The organism is Halomonas sp. HK25 (assembly GCF_047795635.1).
In the GTDB taxonomy this organism is placed as follows: Bacteria; Pseudomonadota; Gammaproteobacteria; order Pseudomonadales; family Halomonadaceae; genus Halomonas.
On sequence record NZ_CP181044.1, the window covers coordinates 3,267,272 to 3,282,394 of the forward strand.

13 protein-coding genes are annotated in these 15,123 nt (G+C 67.0%); 8 read left to right on the forward strand and 5 right to left on the reverse strand.

Going from position 1 to position 15,123, the window contains the following annotated elements; genetic code table 11:
* Positions 1 to 69: 69 nt before the first annotated feature.
* The gene (gene uraH, locus ACM26W_RS15410; protein WP_416137855.1) at positions 70 to 423 is read right to left on the reverse strand and encodes a hydroxyisourate hydrolase; all 354 of its coding nucleotides are present in this window, start codon (positions 421 to 423) and stop codon (positions 70 to 72) included.
* A gap of 165 nt (positions 424 to 588) precedes the next feature.
* Here uraH and uraD point away from each other — a divergent pair, with 165 nt between their 5' ends.
* From uraD to ACM26W_RS15425, 3 genes are all read left to right on the forward strand, one after another.
* On the forward strand, positions 589 to 1,116 hold the full coding sequence (uraD, locus tag ACM26W_RS15415) for a 2-oxo-4-hydroxy-4-carboxy-5-ureidoimidazoline decarboxylase (RefSeq protein ID WP_416137856.1): 528 nt from the start codon (positions 589 to 591) through the stop codon (positions 1,114 to 1,116).
* Between the two features lie 204 nt (positions 1,117 to 1,320).
* Positions 1,321 to 2,715 (forward strand): uracil-xanthine permease family protein, encoded by a 1,395-nt coding sequence (locus ACM26W_RS15420; RefSeq protein ID WP_416137857.1) that lies wholly within the window; start codon positions 1,321 to 1,323, stop codon positions 2,713 to 2,715.
* A 118-nt stretch (positions 2,716 to 2,833) separates the two neighbouring features.
* Positions 2,834 to 3,457, forward strand: coding sequence for a phosphoribosyltransferase (locus ACM26W_RS15425; RefSeq protein ID WP_416137858.1), 624 nt, complete (start codon positions 2,834 to 2,836; stop codon positions 3,455 to 3,457).
* 96 nt (positions 3,458 to 3,553) lie between these two features.
* Here the strand turns inward: ACM26W_RS15425 and ACM26W_RS15430 are convergent, their stop codons facing one another.
* Together ACM26W_RS15430 and ACM26W_RS15435 are read right to left on the reverse strand one after the other, a co-directional pair.
* Entirely contained in the window at positions 3,554 to 3,940 is a 387-nt protein-coding gene (locus tag ACM26W_RS15430; protein ID WP_416137859.1) for a phasin family protein, read from the reverse strand.
* Positions 3,941 to 4,140: 200 nt separating this feature from the next.
* A complete protein-coding gene (locus tag ACM26W_RS15435; RefSeq protein ID WP_416137860.1) occupies positions 4,141 to 4,848 on the reverse strand; it encodes a glutathione S-transferase N-terminal domain-containing protein in 708 nt (235 codons plus the stop codon).
* A gap of 359 nt (positions 4,849 to 5,207) precedes the next feature.
* Here ACM26W_RS15435 and ACM26W_RS15440 point away from each other — a divergent pair, with 359 nt between their 5' ends.
* The 5 genes from ACM26W_RS15440 to ACM26W_RS15460 all read left to right on the forward strand — a co-directional run bounded on the left by ACM26W_RS15440 (position 5,208) and on the right by ACM26W_RS15460 (position 11,412).
* On the forward strand, positions 5,208 to 6,908 hold the full coding sequence (locus ACM26W_RS15440) for an L-lactate permease (protein ID WP_416137861.1): 1,701 nt from the start codon (positions 5,208 to 5,210) through the stop codon (positions 6,906 to 6,908).
* A 200-nt stretch (positions 6,909 to 7,108) separates the two neighbouring features.
* Complete coding sequence (gene glcD, locus ACM26W_RS15445; RefSeq protein ID WP_416137862.1) at positions 7,109 to 8,614, forward strand: glycolate oxidase subunit GlcD; 1,506 nt, start codon at positions 7,109 to 7,111, stop codon at positions 8,612 to 8,614.
* 13 nt (positions 8,615 to 8,627) lie between these two features.
* On the forward strand, positions 8,628 to 9,743 hold the full coding sequence (gene glcE / locus ACM26W_RS15450; protein ID WP_416137863.1) for a glycolate oxidase subunit GlcE: 1,116 nt from the start codon (positions 8,628 to 8,630) through the stop codon (positions 9,741 to 9,743).
* Positions 9,744 to 9,764: 21 nt separating this feature from the next.
* Positions 9,765 to 11,000, forward strand: coding sequence for a glycolate oxidase subunit GlcF (glcF, locus tag ACM26W_RS15455; RefSeq protein WP_416137864.1), 1,236 nt, complete (start codon positions 9,765 to 9,767; stop codon positions 10,998 to 11,000).
* Positions 11,001 to 11,010: 10 nt separating this feature from the next.
* Positions 11,011 to 11,412, forward strand: a complete 402-nt coding sequence (locus ACM26W_RS15460) for a GlcG/HbpS family heme-binding protein (protein WP_416137865.1) — start codon at positions 11,011 to 11,013, stop codon at positions 11,410 to 11,412.
* A gap of 55 nt (positions 11,413 to 11,467) precedes the next feature.
* Here ACM26W_RS15460 and ACM26W_RS15465 read toward each other — a convergent pair whose 3' ends face one another.
* Both ACM26W_RS15465 and ACM26W_RS15470 read right to left on the reverse strand, forming a co-directional pair.
* Complete coding sequence (locus ACM26W_RS15465) at positions 11,468 to 11,992, reverse strand: gamma carbonic anhydrase family protein (protein WP_416137866.1); 525 nt, start codon at positions 11,990 to 11,992, stop codon at positions 11,468 to 11,470.
* A gap of 103 nt (positions 11,993 to 12,095) precedes the next feature.
* Positions 12,096 to 15,107 (reverse strand): FAD-binding and (Fe-S)-binding domain-containing protein, encoded by a 3,012-nt coding sequence (locus ACM26W_RS15470; RefSeq protein ID WP_416137867.1) that lies wholly within the window; start codon positions 15,105 to 15,107, stop codon positions 12,096 to 12,098.
* Positions 15,108 to 15,123 lie beyond the last annotated feature (16 nt).

The following is a 15,123-nucleotide window of genomic DNA, read 5'->3' on the forward strand; positions in this document are numbered from 1 at the left end:
AGCTGTCGGTAACTGAATGCCTGGCTTGGTCAGAAACGTTGGTGGGCGCAGCCAGTTGTCGGCCCAAGGCTAGCTGCCGCGGTAGGTGGAGTAGCCATAGGGCGAGAGCAGCAGCGGCACATGGTAGTGCCCGGCGGCATCGGCCACCCCGAAGCGCAGCGGAATCACATCCAGGAAGCGAGGTTCTTCGGCCGCGATGCCCTGCCGGCGCAGATAGTCGCCGGCGTGGAAGAGCAGCTCGTACTCGCCGGCGGTGAAATCATCACCCTCGAGTATCGGGGCGTCGCAGCGGCCGTCGTCGTTGGTAATGACCTCCTTGAGGCGACGGCGGCCGTCGCCCTCGAGGCGATAGACCTCGATGCGGATGCCCTCGCCGGGGCGGCCCTGGGCGGTGTCGAGAACGTGGGTGGTCAGGCGTCCCATCTTCACTCTCCTGTTGTTCTATGGACTGGCCAATGGACAGCTCCATGGACCTCGGGGATAGCAATGAATGCATTTTTAGACGTTTATGGAGGACATTTCAAAATATTTTTTGTATACATTACACCCAGGGACACTACCCTGCGACCGTAAACCGGGAGACCGACCATGACAGACAAGACCCTGACCCCTCGCCCCAGCCAGCTGGACAAGGCCGCCTTCTTGGCCGGCTATGGGGACATCTATGAGCACTCTCCCTGGGTGGCCGAGCTGGCCTGGGAGCAGGGCCTGGATAGCCGACACGACCGTCCCGAGGCGCTCGCCGAACGGATGGGCACGGTACTGGATGCCGCCTCCCCCGAGCACCAGCTGGAGGTGATCCGTGCCCACCCGGACCTGGCCGGCAAGGCGGCGCTGGCCGGCTCCCTGACCGACGACTCCACCCGCGAGCAGGCCGGTGCCGGCCTCGACCAGTGCAGCCCCGAGGAGCTGGCCCGCTTCGAACGCCTCAACGATGCCTACCAGGCGAAGTTCGGCTTCCCCTTCGTGATGGCGGTGAAGGGCAGCAACCGCTTCGCCATCCTCGACGCCTTCGAGGTGCGCCTGGAGAACGATCCGGCGAAGGAGCGTCGCACCGCCGTCGAGCAGATCAACCGCATCGCCCTGTTCCGCCTGAAGGCCCGGGTCACGGGATGACCAAACGGTCAACATATCAGCTGCAGCCCATTGATTAATAGGAACAATAACAAAAAGAACACAGGAGAAGCACCGTAATGTCTTTCAAAAACGATCATATTGTGTACATTTAACCCGATGGATTGGCCTCAGTATCGATAACAACCGGCCGACCTAACGACCCGCACGCCAGCATCGACAACAACCAACGCTGCGAGCCTGACCATGACCAGATCCCGTTCCGCCCCCCATCCAGAAACCAATCCCTCCCGGACCATCAACCGGGACCCGGACGCGATGCCGCCGCTGTCCAAGGCGGTTCCGCTAGGCATCCAGCACATCATGGCGATGTTCGCCGGCAACGTGACGCCGCCGATCATCATCGCTGGCGTCATCGGCGCCACCACCGGTGAACAGATCTTCCTGATTCAGGTGGCGCTCTTCGTGGCCGGTATCGCCACCCTCATTCAAACCATCGGCATCGGCCCCATCGGGGCTCGCCTGCCCATCGTCCAGGGCACCAGCTTCGGCTTCCTGCCGGTGGCGCTGCCCCTGGCCGGCACCTTCGGCCTCGCCGCCGTGCTGGGCGCCTCCCTGGTGGCCGGTGTCCTGCAGGTGGGCCTGGGGGCCTACCTGAAGAAGATCCGCCATTGGTTCTCGCCGGTGGTGACCGGCATCGTGGTGCTGCTGATCGGTATCATCCTGATGCCGGTGGGTCTCAACTATGCCGCCGGCGGCATCGGCAACCCCGACTTCGCCTCCCCCACCAACCTGGGCCTGGCGCTGTTCGTACTCGGGGTCACCATCATCGCGCACCAGTTCGGGCGCGGCTTCGTCAAGGCCGCTTCCATCCTGATCGGCCTGAGCAGCGGCTACCTGCTGGCCATTGCCCTGGGGATGGTGGACTTCTCGAGCGTCGGCGACGCCGCCTGGTTCGCGGTTCCCAGGCCTCTGCAGTACGGACTGGAATTCCACCTGACAGCCATTGTAGGCATGACGCTGATCATGTTCGTGGTGGGCCTGGAGACGATCGGCAACATCTCCGCAATCACCATCGGTGGCGCAGGCCGTCAGGCCAAGGATAGCGAGCTCTCCGGCGGCGTGATGGCCGATGGCGTGGCCACCTCCTTCGCCGCCATCTTCAACACCCTGCCCAACACCGCCTATGCCCAGAACGTGGGCCTGATCACCCTGACCGGCGTGGTCAGCCGCCACGTGGTCACCATCGGCGGCATCCTGCTGATCTGCATGGGCCTGTTCCCGAAACTCGGTGGCCTGGTCGCAGCCATGCCGCATGCGGTGCTGGGCGGTGCCGGGATCGTGATGTTCGGCATGATCGCCTCGGCGGGCCTCAAGATCATTCAGGAGTGCGAGCTCAACCAGCGCGCCATGCTGATCATCGCCGTATCGCTGAGCCTGGGCATTGGCCTGCCCGCCGTGGAGGCGATCTCCGAGACCATGCCCGGACAGCTCGGCCTGCTGCTCAAGTCCGGCCTGGTGCCGGCGGCCCTGGCGGCTCTGCTGCTGGATGCCGTGCTGCCGGGCAAGCCGAGCCGGGTGGAGCCCAAGCCCGAGGAGGCCATCGCGGCCAAGAGCGAGAAGGTCAAGTCCAACCTCTGAAGAAGGCCTGATCCCTAGCGCAACCCGCGCCGCCGGTGACCCCGGCGGCGCTGTCGTCTGCGCAGCACTCCCCTCTCCTCGGCTAGACTTCCCGTATGTCCCCTGCGGGAGTTCTGTCATGTACCGCGATCGTCTGGAGGCGGCCCGGCACCTGGCCGAGGCCCTGGCCCACCTGAAGGGGGAGCATCCCCTGTTGCTGGCCATACCCCGCGGCGGCGTGCCCATGGGCCGGGTCATCGCCGACGCCCTGGAGGGAGAGCTGGACGTGGTGCTGGTGCGCAAGATCGGCGCCCCCGGCAACCCCGAGTTCGCCATCGGTGCGGTGAGCGAGGACGGCAGCGTGCACCTGGAAGAGCAGGCGCAGCGGTGCCGAGACGACTGGCTGGCCCGCGAGATCGCCCGACAGCGCGAACTGATCGACGCGCGCCGCCGCCTCTACACGCCGGTCCGCTCGCCGATTGATCCGGCCGGCCGGGTCGTGGTGGTGGTGGACGACGGCAGCGCCACCGGGGCCACCATGGCCGCCGCCCTGGCCACACTGCGCCAGCGCGACCCGGCCCGGCTCATCGCCGCCATCGGGGTGGCGCCGCCGGAGACGCTCGCCCGGCTGGCGGCGCTGGCCGACGAGGTGGTCTGCCCCGAGGCCCCCCGCCACTTCCGCGCCGTGGGCCAGTTCTTCACCCACTTCGACCAGGTGGAGGACGACGAGGTGATCCGGTTGCTCGGGGAGGAGGCGCTCTGAAGGAGGCCGCCAAGCTGCCCGACAACGAAACGGGCCGCCCCCCTGGATGGGGGACGGCCCGTGAGATTCAGCGGCCGCAAAGGCGCGACAACGGCCTTACTTGGTGTCGGCAGGCTTGTCGACGGCAGTCTTGGCCTCGGCGGTTGCGGACTTCATGCTCTCTTCGACCAGCTTCTGGCTCTTCTGCAGGTAGTCCTGACCCAGCCCGGAGAGCTTCTCGGCGTCAGCCTTGAGGTGATCCCCCAGGTCCTGAGCGACCTTCTGCTGGTCCTCCATCACCTTCTTGAGCCCCTCGGCATCACGCACGTCGATCCAGGCGCGGGCCTGCGCCAGGCCGAAGTCGGCGTAGCGGCGCGTCGCTTCCAGCTGGGTGGCCATCAGCTTCTCATAGTACTCCAGGGTCAGAGAGCCATAGGCGCGTGCCGGCTCGACGAGCAGGCTCTCGAACTTCTCGGTGGCTTTCTGGGTAGTTGCCTTGGTCATGGAACACCTCCGTCTACCTTGGGAAGACAGGACATTTCGCCCTGCGCTGCATTGCAACATAGCAGGCACTTTTGTGCGATGCAATATAGCGGTGAACCCTATATCGCATCGCCCATTTTCTCACCCACCAACGGCGACGCCCGGCCGGAGCCGGGCGTCGAACAGGGGGCAACGCCGCTGTGCGGCCCGGCAGGAAAGCATCAGCGATAGGCACCTTCGATGTCCGTGACCCGAACGGCATGGCGCCCCAGACCACCATACTGGTCGAGCATGCGCTCCACCCAAGCGTAGACCGGGTCGGCGTTGGAGACCAGGTCGGCGCTCGACACGCAGCGCGCCCACATGAAGCTGCCGAACACCAGATAGTCCCCCGCCGCCGGGGCCTCACCATCGATGTAGTCGGACTCCTTGAGCCGTCCGCGCAGTGGCTCCAGGGCCGCATCCAGCTGCGACAGGCCCTTCGCCGGGGAGTGGAACTCCTCGAGCGTGCGGCCCAGGCGCTGCTCGCGGGTCTCGCGGAAGTACTCGCGGTCGTCCGGATGGATGGCGTTGAGCAGGTCCATGACGATGGTGCGCAGCATCGCCGGCTGCAGGGCGCGCTCGGCATAGTGTTTGACGAAGCGCGCGCGTCCCTCGGCGACGGCATCACCGAGCAGCGGCGCCTCGGGATAGGCGCGATCCAGGTAGCGCAGGATCTCGTAGCTGTCGGTGACCACCTCATCGCCATCGACCAGCACCGGCACCTTGTCGTGGTCGGCAAAGGCCAGTGCCTGCTTGTCGGAAAAGCGCCAGGGGCGGGTCTCCACCTCCAGTCCCTTGTGGGCCAGGGCGTAGCGGACCCGCCAGCAGTAGGGCGAGAAACGCAGCCCCTCATCAATGCCGCATAGATCAAACAGCACCCGTGTCATGACGTTCTCCCGTTTCATTCGGCGTGTCCGCTGCAGTGTGCCAGCCTTTGATTGGGCCCGCCATGCGGCCTGCCCCAACGTGGCCTAACGTCGTTTCTTTGTCCTTTAGTCTATAGGTCGGAAGCGCCATCTAGCTCCGGATGCCGGGCACTTCCAAACAACCTATTGTTTAAAAAGGTATTTATTTATTTCATATATTACGAAAAAAAGAAATTTATTGGTAATACCAATTTTCCACTGCTGGCGAGTCAACGCTCCTAGGGCGTATCTTTCGCGCATCCGCCGCGCCCCCGGCAGGCGGTGTCGTGCCACCTCATTGCAGACAACACCATCACAACAGTCGAGGGGAAACCTGCCTCATGAATAACACCCTACTTGCACTGCTGGCCTTCACGCCTCTGGTGCTGGCCGGTGTACTGCTGATCGGCCTGCGCATGCCGGCCAAGACCGCCATGCCGGCCGTCTATGTGGTCACCGCCCTCATCGCCCTGTTCGCCTGGGACATGAGCTTCAACCGGGTGCTGGCCTCAACCCTTCAGGGGCTGATCCTCACCGTGTCGATCCTGTGGATCATCTTCGGCGCCATCCTGCTGCTCAACACCCTGAAGCACTCCGGCGGCATCACCGCGATCCGCAAGGGCTTCTCAGGCATCAGCCCGGACCGCCGCGTCCAGGCCATCATCGTCGCCTGGCTGTTCGGCTGCTTCATTGAAGGTGCCTCCGGCTTCGGCACCCCCGCCGCCGTGGCCGCCCCGCTGATGGTGGCACTCGGCTTCCCGGCATTGGCTGCCGTAGTCGTGGGCATGATGATCCAGTCCACCCCGGTCTCCTTTGGCGCCGTGGGCACCCCCATCGTGGTGGGCGTCACCGGCGGCATCAACCGCGATGGCATCACCGAGGCGCTGGAAGCCGGCGGCTACACCTGGCTGGAATATTTTCGTCTGATCGCCGCTGAGGTGGCCGTGATCCACGGCATTGTCGGCGTCCTGATGCCGCTGATCATGGTGGTCATCATGGTCAAGTTCTTCGGCGCGAATAAATCCTGGAAGGAAGGCCTCTCCATCGCCCCCTTCGCGATCTTCGCCGGCGTTTGCTTCGTGGTGCCCTACATGCTCGCCGGCGTGCTGCTCGGCCCGGAATTCCCGTCGATGATCGGCGCCATGGTCGGTCTGGCCATCGTCGTGCCGGCGGCCCGCAAGGGCTTCCTGATTCCCAAGGACACCTGGGACTTCCCGGATGCCAAGAGCTGGCCGGACGAGTGGATCGGCAAGCTGGTGATCAAGACCGAAGACATCGTGGGCAAGACGCCGATCACCACCTTCATGGGCTGGCTCCCCTACGTGCTGCTGGCGGTTATTCTGGTCGCCTCACGCACCATCGAGCCGTTCAGGAATGCGCTGACCTCGATCTCCTTCGGCTGGAGCAATATCCTGGGTGAGGCCGGTGTCTCCGGCGCCATCCAGCCGCTCTACCTGCCCGGTGGTATCCTGCTGATGGTGGTGCTGCTCACCGCCCTGCTCCACCGCATGCGCCTGGCTGAGCTGGGAGCCGCCTTCAGCGAATCCTCCAGGACCATCCTCGGCGCCGGCTTCGTGCTGATCTTCACCATCCCCATGGTGCGGATCCTGATCAACTCCGGCGTCAACGCGGCGGATCTGGTCTCCATGCCGGTGGCCATGGCCCAGTTCGTGGCCGACGGCGTGGGCGGTGTCTATCCGTTCTTCGCCCCGGCCGTGGGTGCCCTGGGCGCCTTCATCGCTGGCTCCAACACCGTGTCCAACCTGATGCTGGCCGAGTTCCAGTTCAACGTTGCACAGCAGCTGGGGGTTTCCACCGCCATGATGGTCGCCCTGCAGGCCGTCGGTGCCGCGGCGGGCAACATGATCGCGATCCACAACGTGGTGGCGGCATCGGCCACCGTGGGCCTGCTCGGCCGCGAGGGCATCACCATCCGCAAGACCATCCTGCCGACCCTCTACTACCTGGTGTTCACCGGCATCATCGCGATGGTTGCCTTCTACGTGATCGGCGTGACGGACCCGCTGATGCGAGCGGGATGATGACAGGCGCCTGAGGCGCACCGGGCCCCGCCGAGCAAGGCGGGGCCCGGTCATTTACGCCGCGGCCACCCTGATTCGGCAAGGCAATCCTGATAAAATGGAATTATTTTCCATGGATGTATGGAAAATATTTTCATACAATTACTCCCGACCCGATCACGCCTATACTGAAGAGATCCCTCCCACTCCCCGGAGTCACCATGAATACCCTCTTCGATGAACGACTCGATGGCGAGGTAACGAAACGCGATCCCGCCGAGGTGCTGGCCGACCTCCAGCAGGCGCTGCCCGGCATGACCCTGCTGCACCGCGAGGAGGACCTGCATCCCTTCGAGTGCGACGGCCTCTCCGCCTACCGCGCCCTGCCCATGCTGGTCGCCCTGCCCGAGACCCTCGAGCAGGTCGAAACCCTGCTCAAGCGCTGCAGTGCCCTGGGCGTGCCGGTGGTCACCCGCGGCGCCGGCACCGGCCTCTCCGGCGGCGCCATGCCGCTTACGCACGGTGTGCTGCTGGTACTGTCGCGCTTCCACCGCATCCTGGAGATCGACCCCGAGGCGCGCACCGCCCGGGTCCAGCCCGGCGTGCGCAACCTGGCGATCTCCGAGGCGGCCGCCCCCTACGGGCTCTACTACGCCCCGGATCCCTCGTCGCAGATCGCCTGCTCCATCGGCGGCAACGTGGCCGAGAACGCCGGCGGCGTGCACTGCCTGAAGTACGGGCTCACCGTGCACAACGTGATCAAGATAGAGGTGCTGACCATCGAGGGCGAGCGCATGACCCTGGGCTCCGACGCCCTGGACGCCCCCGGCTTCGACCTGCTGGCGCTGTTCACCGGCTCCGAGGGCATGCTCGGCGTGGTCACCGAGGTGACCGTCAAGCTGCTGCCCAAGCCGGAGAGCGCCAAGGTGCTGATGGCGAGCTTCGATGACATCGAGAAGGCCGGCAACGCCGTGGGCGCCATCATCGCCGCGGGCATCATCCCCGGCGGGCTGGAGATGATGGACAACCTGGCGATCCGTGCCGCCGAGGACTTCATCGGCGCCGGCTATCCGGTGGAGGCCGAGGCGATCCTGCTCTGCGAGCTGGATGGCGTGGAGGCCGACGTCGACGACGACTGCGCCACGGTGCGCCGCGTGCTGGAGGAGGCCGGCGCCACCGGCATCCAGCTGGCCCGCGACGAGGCCGAGCGGGCGCTGTTCTGGGCCGGCCGCAAGAACGCCTTCCCGGCGGTCGGCCGCATGTCGCCGGACTACTACTGCATGGACGGCACCATTCCCCGCCGCGAGCTGGCGCGGGTGCTCAAGGGCATCGGCGACCTGGGCGAGGCCTATGGCCTGCGCGTGGCCAACGTATTCCACGCCGGCGACGGCAACATGCACCCGCTGATCCTGTTCGATGCCAACCAGCCTGGCGAATTCGAGCGCGCCGAGGAACTCGGCAGCCGCATCCTCGAGTTGTGCGTCGAGGTGGGGGGTACCATCACCGGCGAGCACGGAGTGGGCCGCGAGAAGATCCACCAGATGTGCGTCCAATTCAGTCCCGGCGAACTGGTGACCTTCCGGGCGGCCAAACGCGCCTTCGACCCCGACGAGCTGCTCAATCCGGGCAAGAACATTCCCACCCCGGCTCGCTGCTCCGAGTTCCGCCTGACCAAGAGCGCCGGCGACGCCCCCGCCCCGACCCAGGCCCGAGAGAGCCACGGCTGAGAGACAGGACGACATGGTGACCACACCCGATATCCCGAGCCACGACGTTGCCAACCACGACGCCAGCGAGGCGCTGGCCGACCGCATCCGCCGCGCCGAGGCCAAGGGCACCCCCCTGCGCTTCGTCGGTGGCGACACCAAGGCCTTCTATGGACGTCCGGTTCAGGGCGAGCCTCTTTCGACCCGCGAACACCGCGGCATCACCGAGTACGACCCGGTAGAGCTGATCGTCTCGGTGCGCACCGGCACCCCGCTGCGTGAACTGGAGGCCGCGCTGGCCGCCAACGGCCAGATGCTGCCCTGCGAGCCACCCCACTTCGGCGAGAACGCCACCGTGGGCGGCATGATCGCCACCGGCCTCTCCGGCCCCCGCCGCCCCTGGGCCGGCAGCGTGCGCGACTTCGTGCTGGGCACGCGTCTCATCACCCGCCAGGGCAGCGAGCAGCGTTTCGGTGGCCAGGTGATGAAGAACGTGGCCGGCTACGACCTATCACGCCTGATGGTAGGCGCCCAGGGCACCCTGGGGCTGCTCACCGAGGTCTCCATGAAAGTGCTGCCGCTGCCCGGCGCCAGCCGCAGCCTGCACCTGGACATGCCCTTGAATGATGCCCTGGGGAAGTTTTCCGAGTGGGGCCGCCAGCCGCTGCCCATCACCGCGGCGGCCTGGCTCGACGGCGCCCTGCACCTGCGCCTGGAGGGCGGACCGAGCTCGGTGGCCGCCACCGCCGAGCGGCTCGGCGGCGACGAGCTCAAGGCCGGCTTCTGGGAGGCCCTGCGCGAGCAACAGCTGGCGTTCTTCTCCGCCGAGGACCCGCGGGCGCTGTGGCGGCTATCGCTGCCCAACCATACCCCGGTGCTCGAGCTGCCCGACGTCGCCCAGACCGACGTGCTCTACGACTGGGCCGGTGCCCAGCGCTGGTTGAGAAGCGACCTCGATGCCGACGCCCTGCGCGAGGTGGTCACCCGCGCCGGCGGCCACGCCACCTGCTACCGTGGCGCCAACGGGCAGTCGGCGGACATGCCCTTCACCCCGCTGCCTTCGGTGCTCGAGAAATACCACCGCAACCTCAAGGCCGAGCTGGATCCAAAGGGAATCTTCAACCCGGGCCGGCTCTACGCGGCATTCTGAGACAGAGGGGAAAACGCCAAGATGCAGACGCATTTTACCGAGGAAGACCTCAAGAAGCCGCATATCCGCGAGGCCGACCGGGTGCTGCGCAGCTGCGTGCACTGCGGCTTCTGCAACGCCACCTGCCCCACCTATCAGCTGCTGGGTGACGAGCGCGACGGCCCGCGGGGGCGCATCTACCTGATGAAGGAGATGCTCGAGAGCCCCGAGGGCAGCGACAAGGTGACCGAGCAGACCCGGCTGCACCTGGACCGCTGCCTGACCTGCCGGAACTGCGAGACCACCTGCCCCTCCGGGGTCGAGTACCACAAGCTGCTCGATATCGGCCGCGCCGAGATCGAGCGCCGGGTACCGCGCAAGCCGGCCGAGCGCGCCCAGCGCTATGTGCTGCGCAAGCTGCTGGTGGAGCCGAAGCGCTTCAAGGCGCTACTCAAGCTGGGCCAGACCTTCCGACCGCTGGTCCCGGGTGCCCTCAAGGACAAGCTGCCCCCGGCCCCCGTGGATGCCGGCGCCCGCCCGGACGGTGCGCGCCACGCCCGCCGGATGCTGATCCTCGAGGGCTGCGTGCAGCCGGGCCTCTCGCCCAACACCAACGCCGCCACCGCCCGGGTGCTGGATCGCCTCGGCATCGGCCTGACCCCGGTGGCGGAAGCCGGCTGCTGCGGCGCCATCGACTTCCACTTGAACGCCCATGACGACGGCCGCGCCCGGGCGCGGGCCAATATCGACGCCTGGTGGCCGCATATCGAGGCCGGCGCCGAGGCCATCGTCCAGACCGCCAGCGGCTGCGGCGCCTTCGTCAAGGAGTACGCCGAGATTCTGGCAGACGACCCAGACTACGCCGAGAAGGCCGCCCGGGTGAGCGCGCTGGCGAAGGACCTGGTGGAGGTGCTGCGCGACGAGGCGCTGGACGGCCTCGAGGTGAAGCAGAGCCGCAGGCTCGCCTTCCACTGCCCCTGCACCCTGCAGCACGCCCAGAAGCTCGGCGGCGCCGTGGAGTCGGTGCTGACCCGCCTCGGCTTCACCCTCACCCCGGTGGCTGATGCCCATCTGTGCTGCGGCTCGGCGGGCACCTACTCCATCACCCAGCCCAAGCTCTCGAAGCAGCTGCGCGACAACAAGCTCGACAATCTCGAGGCCGGCAGCCCCGAGGTGATCGTCACGGCGAACATTGGCTGCCAGACACACCTGGCCGGCGCCAACCGCACCCCGGTACGCCACTGGATTGAAATCGTAGACGAAGCACTAACCCCCTGAGGAAACTCCCATGAAGACCAAGCCTGCCCTGACCCTGACCGACGTCAACGCCATCCTCGATGCCGCCCAGAAGGAGGCCGAGGCCAACGGCTGGGGCGTCACCATCGCCGTCGCCGACGACGGCGGCCACCTGCTCGGCCTGCGCCGCATGGACGCCGCGCCGCCCTTCAGCGCCGAGGTGGCCGCCCAGAAGGCCCGCAACGCCGCCATCGGCCGCCGCGAGACCCAGGCCTTCGAGGAGATGATCAACGGCGGCCGCACCGCCTTCGTCACCGCCCCCATGCAGTCGCTGCTGGCCGGCGGCGTCCCGGTGCTGGTGGACGGTGAGGTCGCCGGCACCGTCGGTATCTCCGGCGTCAAGCCCGACCAGGACGTGCAGGTAGCCAAGGCCGGCGTCGCCGCCATCGGCTGATCTTGAGGGGTTGGAGCGGGGCCCTGTGCGTTCGGCTCGATCGGAACGGCGCCGATCAGTCGATGCGGGTCAGCTGGCTGGCATGCAGCCGGCCCCGCTCCACATATCCAGCTGCATTCTTCTTCATCCCTTCGACTGCCTCGGCCGATAGCTCACGCACCACCTTGGCCGGCGCCCCAACGATAAGCGAGTTGGACGGAAACTCCGCGCCCTCCTTGACCACCGCCCCGGCCGCCACCAGGCAGTTCTCGCCGATCACCGCGCCGTTGAGGATCACCGCCTGGATGCCGACCAGGCTGCCATCGCCGATGGTGCAGCCGTGCAGCATCGCCTGGTGGCCCACCGTTACGCCCTTGCCCACCCTGAGGGGAAAGCCGGGGTCGGCGTGGAGCACCGCCCCGTCCTGGATATTGCTCTCCTCCCCCACCTCGAGATGGTCGGTGTCGCCGCGCAGTACCGCCTGGTACCAGACGCTGGCGCCGCGCTTGAGCGTCACCTGGCCGATCACATCGGCCGTCTCGGCCACATAGACATCGTCGTGGAGCTCGGGGCGGTGCTCCCCGTACTGGTAGATCGCCATGGGGTTCCTCCTGAAAAAGGGATGAGGTGAGGATGCCACGCAGGGGCAAGATGGGCGAGCCGGCGGTGACCGGTCTCGCCCATCGCCCTACTCCCAGCGTGGATCAGGCCAGCGCCTGTTCCAACAGGCGGGCCACGTGGACCGCCTCGCGGCCGCTGCCATCGCGGATCTGGTGCCGACAGCTGGTGCCGTCGGCGACCAGCACGGCCTCGTCGTCGGCCTCACGGATCGCCGGCAGCAGCGACAGCTCGGCCATCGCCAGCGAGGCATCGTAGTGCTCCACCTCGTAACCGAAGCTGCCCGCCATGCCGCAGCAGGAGGACTCGATGGTCTCGACCTCGAGGTCTGGGATCCACGACAGCACCATCTCGACCGGGCGCAGCGCATCGAAGGCCTTCTGGTGACAGTGGCCATGGAGCATGGCACGCCGCTCGGGAAGCGCCTTGAGTTCCAGCGGCAGCTCGCCGGCCTCGCGGGCCTTGACCAGGAACTCCTCGAAGAGCAGCGCCGACTCGGCCAGGGCCCGGGCCTGGTCGCCGAAGCCGTACTGCAGGAACTCGTCGCGCATGCTGAGCAGGCAGGAGGGCTCGAGGCCGACGATGGCCACGCCGCGCTCGACGAAGGGCATCAGCGCCTCCAGCGTCCGCTGCGCCTCGGCCTTCGCCTTGTCGAACTGGCCGGAGGAGAGATAAGTGCGCCCGCAGCAGAGCGGCCGCTCCCCCGGCTTGACGTTCAGATGCACCCGATAGCCGGCCTTCTCCAGTACGCGTTTGGCGGCCCGGGCGTTGTCGCTCTCCATGTAGTTATTGAAGGTGTCGACGAACAGCACCACCTCCCGGGTGGTCTGGGCTGGAGGGTCCTGGGCCGGCGTGGCGTGAGACTCGCCCAGGAAGTGGCCGGTGAAGGCCGGGAAGCGTCGCTCGGGGGCCAGGCCCAGCGCCTTCTTGAGGGGCCGGGCCACGAAGGGAAGGCGCTCGACGGTACCGGCCAGTCCTGCCAGTCGGCGGGCCCAGGGGGCGTAGCGCGGCATCTCGCCGACCAGGCGGTCGCGCAGGGAGAGCCCCCTGGCGCGCACCCGGGCGGTGCGCGCCTCGATCTTGAACTTGGCCATGTCCACGCCGGTGGGGCAGTCGCGCTTGCAGCCCTTGCAGGAAACGCAGAGGTCGAGCGCTTCCTTGACCGCATCGCCGGCCAGGCCCTCCTCGCCCAGCTGGCCGGAGAGCACCAGGCGCAGGGTGTTGGCCCGCCCGCGGGTCAGGTGTTGCTCGTCCCGGGTGATGCGATAGCTGGGGCACATGGTGTCGGCATCGAACTTGCGGCAGTGCCCGTTGTTGTTGCACATCTCCACCGCCATGGCCAGGCCGTGGGTGGTATCCCCGCCGCTGCCCGGGGGCGTCTGCTCGCCGGTCAGCGGGTCGCGCTCGACGTTCCACGCCGACCAGTCGAACAGCGGGGTGAGGGGGATGCGCCGATAGCTCCTGGGGAAGCGGAAGTAGCGCTCGTCGTCCATCTTTGGCGTGTCGACGATCTTGCCCGGGTTGAGCCGGTTGTCGGGGTCGAAGACGCCCTTGACCTCCTTCAGGGCGCCATTGAGGGTCTCGCCGAACTGCCAGGCCACCCACTCGCCGCGGCACAGGCCGTCGCCGTGCTCGCCGGAGTAGGCCCCCTTGTATTCGCGCACCAGGGCGGACGCCTGCTCGGCGATCTCGCGCATCTTCCGGGCGCCATCGCGACGCATATCGAGGATCGGCCGCACGTGCAGGGTGCCGACGCTAGCATGGGCGTACCAGGTCCCCTCGGTACCGTGGCGGTGAAACACCTCGGTCAACTTGTCGGTGTATTCGGCCAGGTGCTCGAGGGGCACCGCGCAGTCCTCGATGAAGGAGACCGGCTTGCCGTCGCCCTTCATGCTCATCATGATGTTGAGACCGGCCTTGCGCACGTTCCACAGCGCCTTCTGCTCCGCGGCCTCGGGCATGTCAACCACGCTGTCGGGCAGGCCCAGGTCGGCCATCAGCTCGCCCAGGCGCTTGAGCGAGGCGAGCAGAGCCTCCCGATCCTGACCAGAGAACTCCACCAGCAGCACCGCCTGGGGCCTTCCGATCAGTGCCTTCTCGATCACCGGGCGGAACGCCGGGTTTTCCAGGGAGAGGTCGATCATGGTCCGGTCGACCAGCTCCACCGCCGTGGGGTCCAGGGTGACGATGTGCTGGGCGGAGTCCATCGCCTGGTAGAAGGTGGGGAAGTTCACCACCCCGAGCACCTTGTGCTCCGGCAGCGGCGAGAGCCTGAGTTTGATGCGCCGGCTCACCCCCAGGGTGCCCTCCGAGCCCACCAGCAGATGGGCCAGATTGACCCGCCCGTCCGGGTCGTAGGGCTTGGGATTCTGGCAGTCGAAAAGATCCAGGTTGTACCCCCCGACCCGGCGCAGGACCTTGGGAAAGTGCTCGCGGATCTCGGGGGCGACGCCGTCGGCGATGGCCTTCACCTTGTCGGCCAGCTCACGCACCCGCCCGCTGGTCGGCAGCTCGTCGATGAAACCGAAGCTCCCATCGCTGCCATCGGCCAGCCAGGCGTCCACGCCCAGCACGTTGTGCACCATGTTGCCGTAATAGATCGAACGTGAGCCGCAGGAGTTGTTGCCGGTCATGCCGCCGAGGGTGCACTGGGCGCTGGTGGAGACATCCACCGGGTACCAGAGTCCGTGGGGCTTGAGCCAGGCGTTGAGGTGGTCGAGCACGATACCGGGCTCCACCACCACGGTGCGCGCCTCGCGATCGAACTCGATCACCTCGTTGAGCCAGCGGGTGCTGTCGATCACCAGCGCCTCGCCCACCGTCTGGCCGCACTGGCTGGTGCCGGCGCCCCGGGCCAGGATCGGCACCCGGGCATCGCGGGCGATCTCCAGTGCCACGGTCAGGTCCTGCTGGTGGCGGGGAATCACCACACCCACCGGCATCGCCTGATAGATCGAGGCATCGGTCGAATAGCGCCCGCGCGAGGCCTGGTCGAACAGCACCTCGCCTTCCATCTCCCGGGACAGGCGGGCCGCCAGCTCGGTCACTGGCTTGACCCGCGCATCCGGGGAAGGGGTCTTGTCCGTCAGAGACGTCATTCTGCCTTCCTCAGCC

Bases quoted from the DNA above. Each gene is read 5' to 3' on its own strand.
- uraH (WP_416137855.1), bottom strand. From the start codon at position 423: ATGGGACGCCTGACCACCCACGTTCTCGACACCGCCCAGGGCCGCCCC.
- uraD (WP_416137856.1), top strand. From the start codon at position 589: ATGACAGACAAGACCCTGACCCCTCGCCCCAGCCAGCTGGACAAGGCC.
- ACM26W_RS15420 (WP_416137857.1), top strand. From the start codon at position 1,321: ATGACCAGATCCCGTTCCGCCCCCCATCCAGAAACCAATCCCTCCCGG.
- ACM26W_RS15425 (WP_416137858.1), top strand. From the start codon at position 2,834: ATGTACCGCGATCGTCTGGAGGCGGCCCGGCACCTGGCCGAGGCCCTG.
- ACM26W_RS15430 (WP_416137859.1), bottom strand. From the start codon at position 3,940: ATGACCAAGGCAACTACCCAGAAAGCCACCGAGAAGTTCGAGAGCCTG.
- ACM26W_RS15435 (WP_416137860.1), bottom strand. From the start codon at position 4,848: ATGACACGGGTGCTGTTTGATCTATGCGGCATTGATGAGGGGCTGCGT.
- ACM26W_RS15440 (WP_416137861.1), top strand. From the start codon at position 5,208: ATGAATAACACCCTACTTGCACTGCTGGCCTTCACGCCTCTGGTGCTG.
- glcD (WP_416137862.1), top strand. From the start codon at position 7,109: ATGAATACCCTCTTCGATGAACGACTCGATGGCGAGGTAACGAAACGC.
- glcE (WP_416137863.1), top strand. From the start codon at position 8,628: ATGGTGACCACACCCGATATCCCGAGCCACGACGTTGCCAACCACGAC.
- glcF (WP_416137864.1), top strand. From the start codon at position 9,765: ATGCAGACGCATTTTACCGAGGAAGACCTCAAGAAGCCGCATATCCGC.
- ACM26W_RS15460 (WP_416137865.1), top strand. From the start codon at position 11,011: ATGAAGACCAAGCCTGCCCTGACCCTGACCGACGTCAACGCCATCCTC.
- ACM26W_RS15465 (WP_416137866.1), bottom strand. From the start codon at position 11,992: ATGGCGATCTACCAGTACGGGGAGCACCGCCCCGAGCTCCACGACGAT.
- ACM26W_RS15470 (WP_416137867.1), bottom strand. From the start codon at position 15,107: ATGACGTCTCTGACGGACAAGACCCCTTCCCCGGATGCGCGGGTCAAG.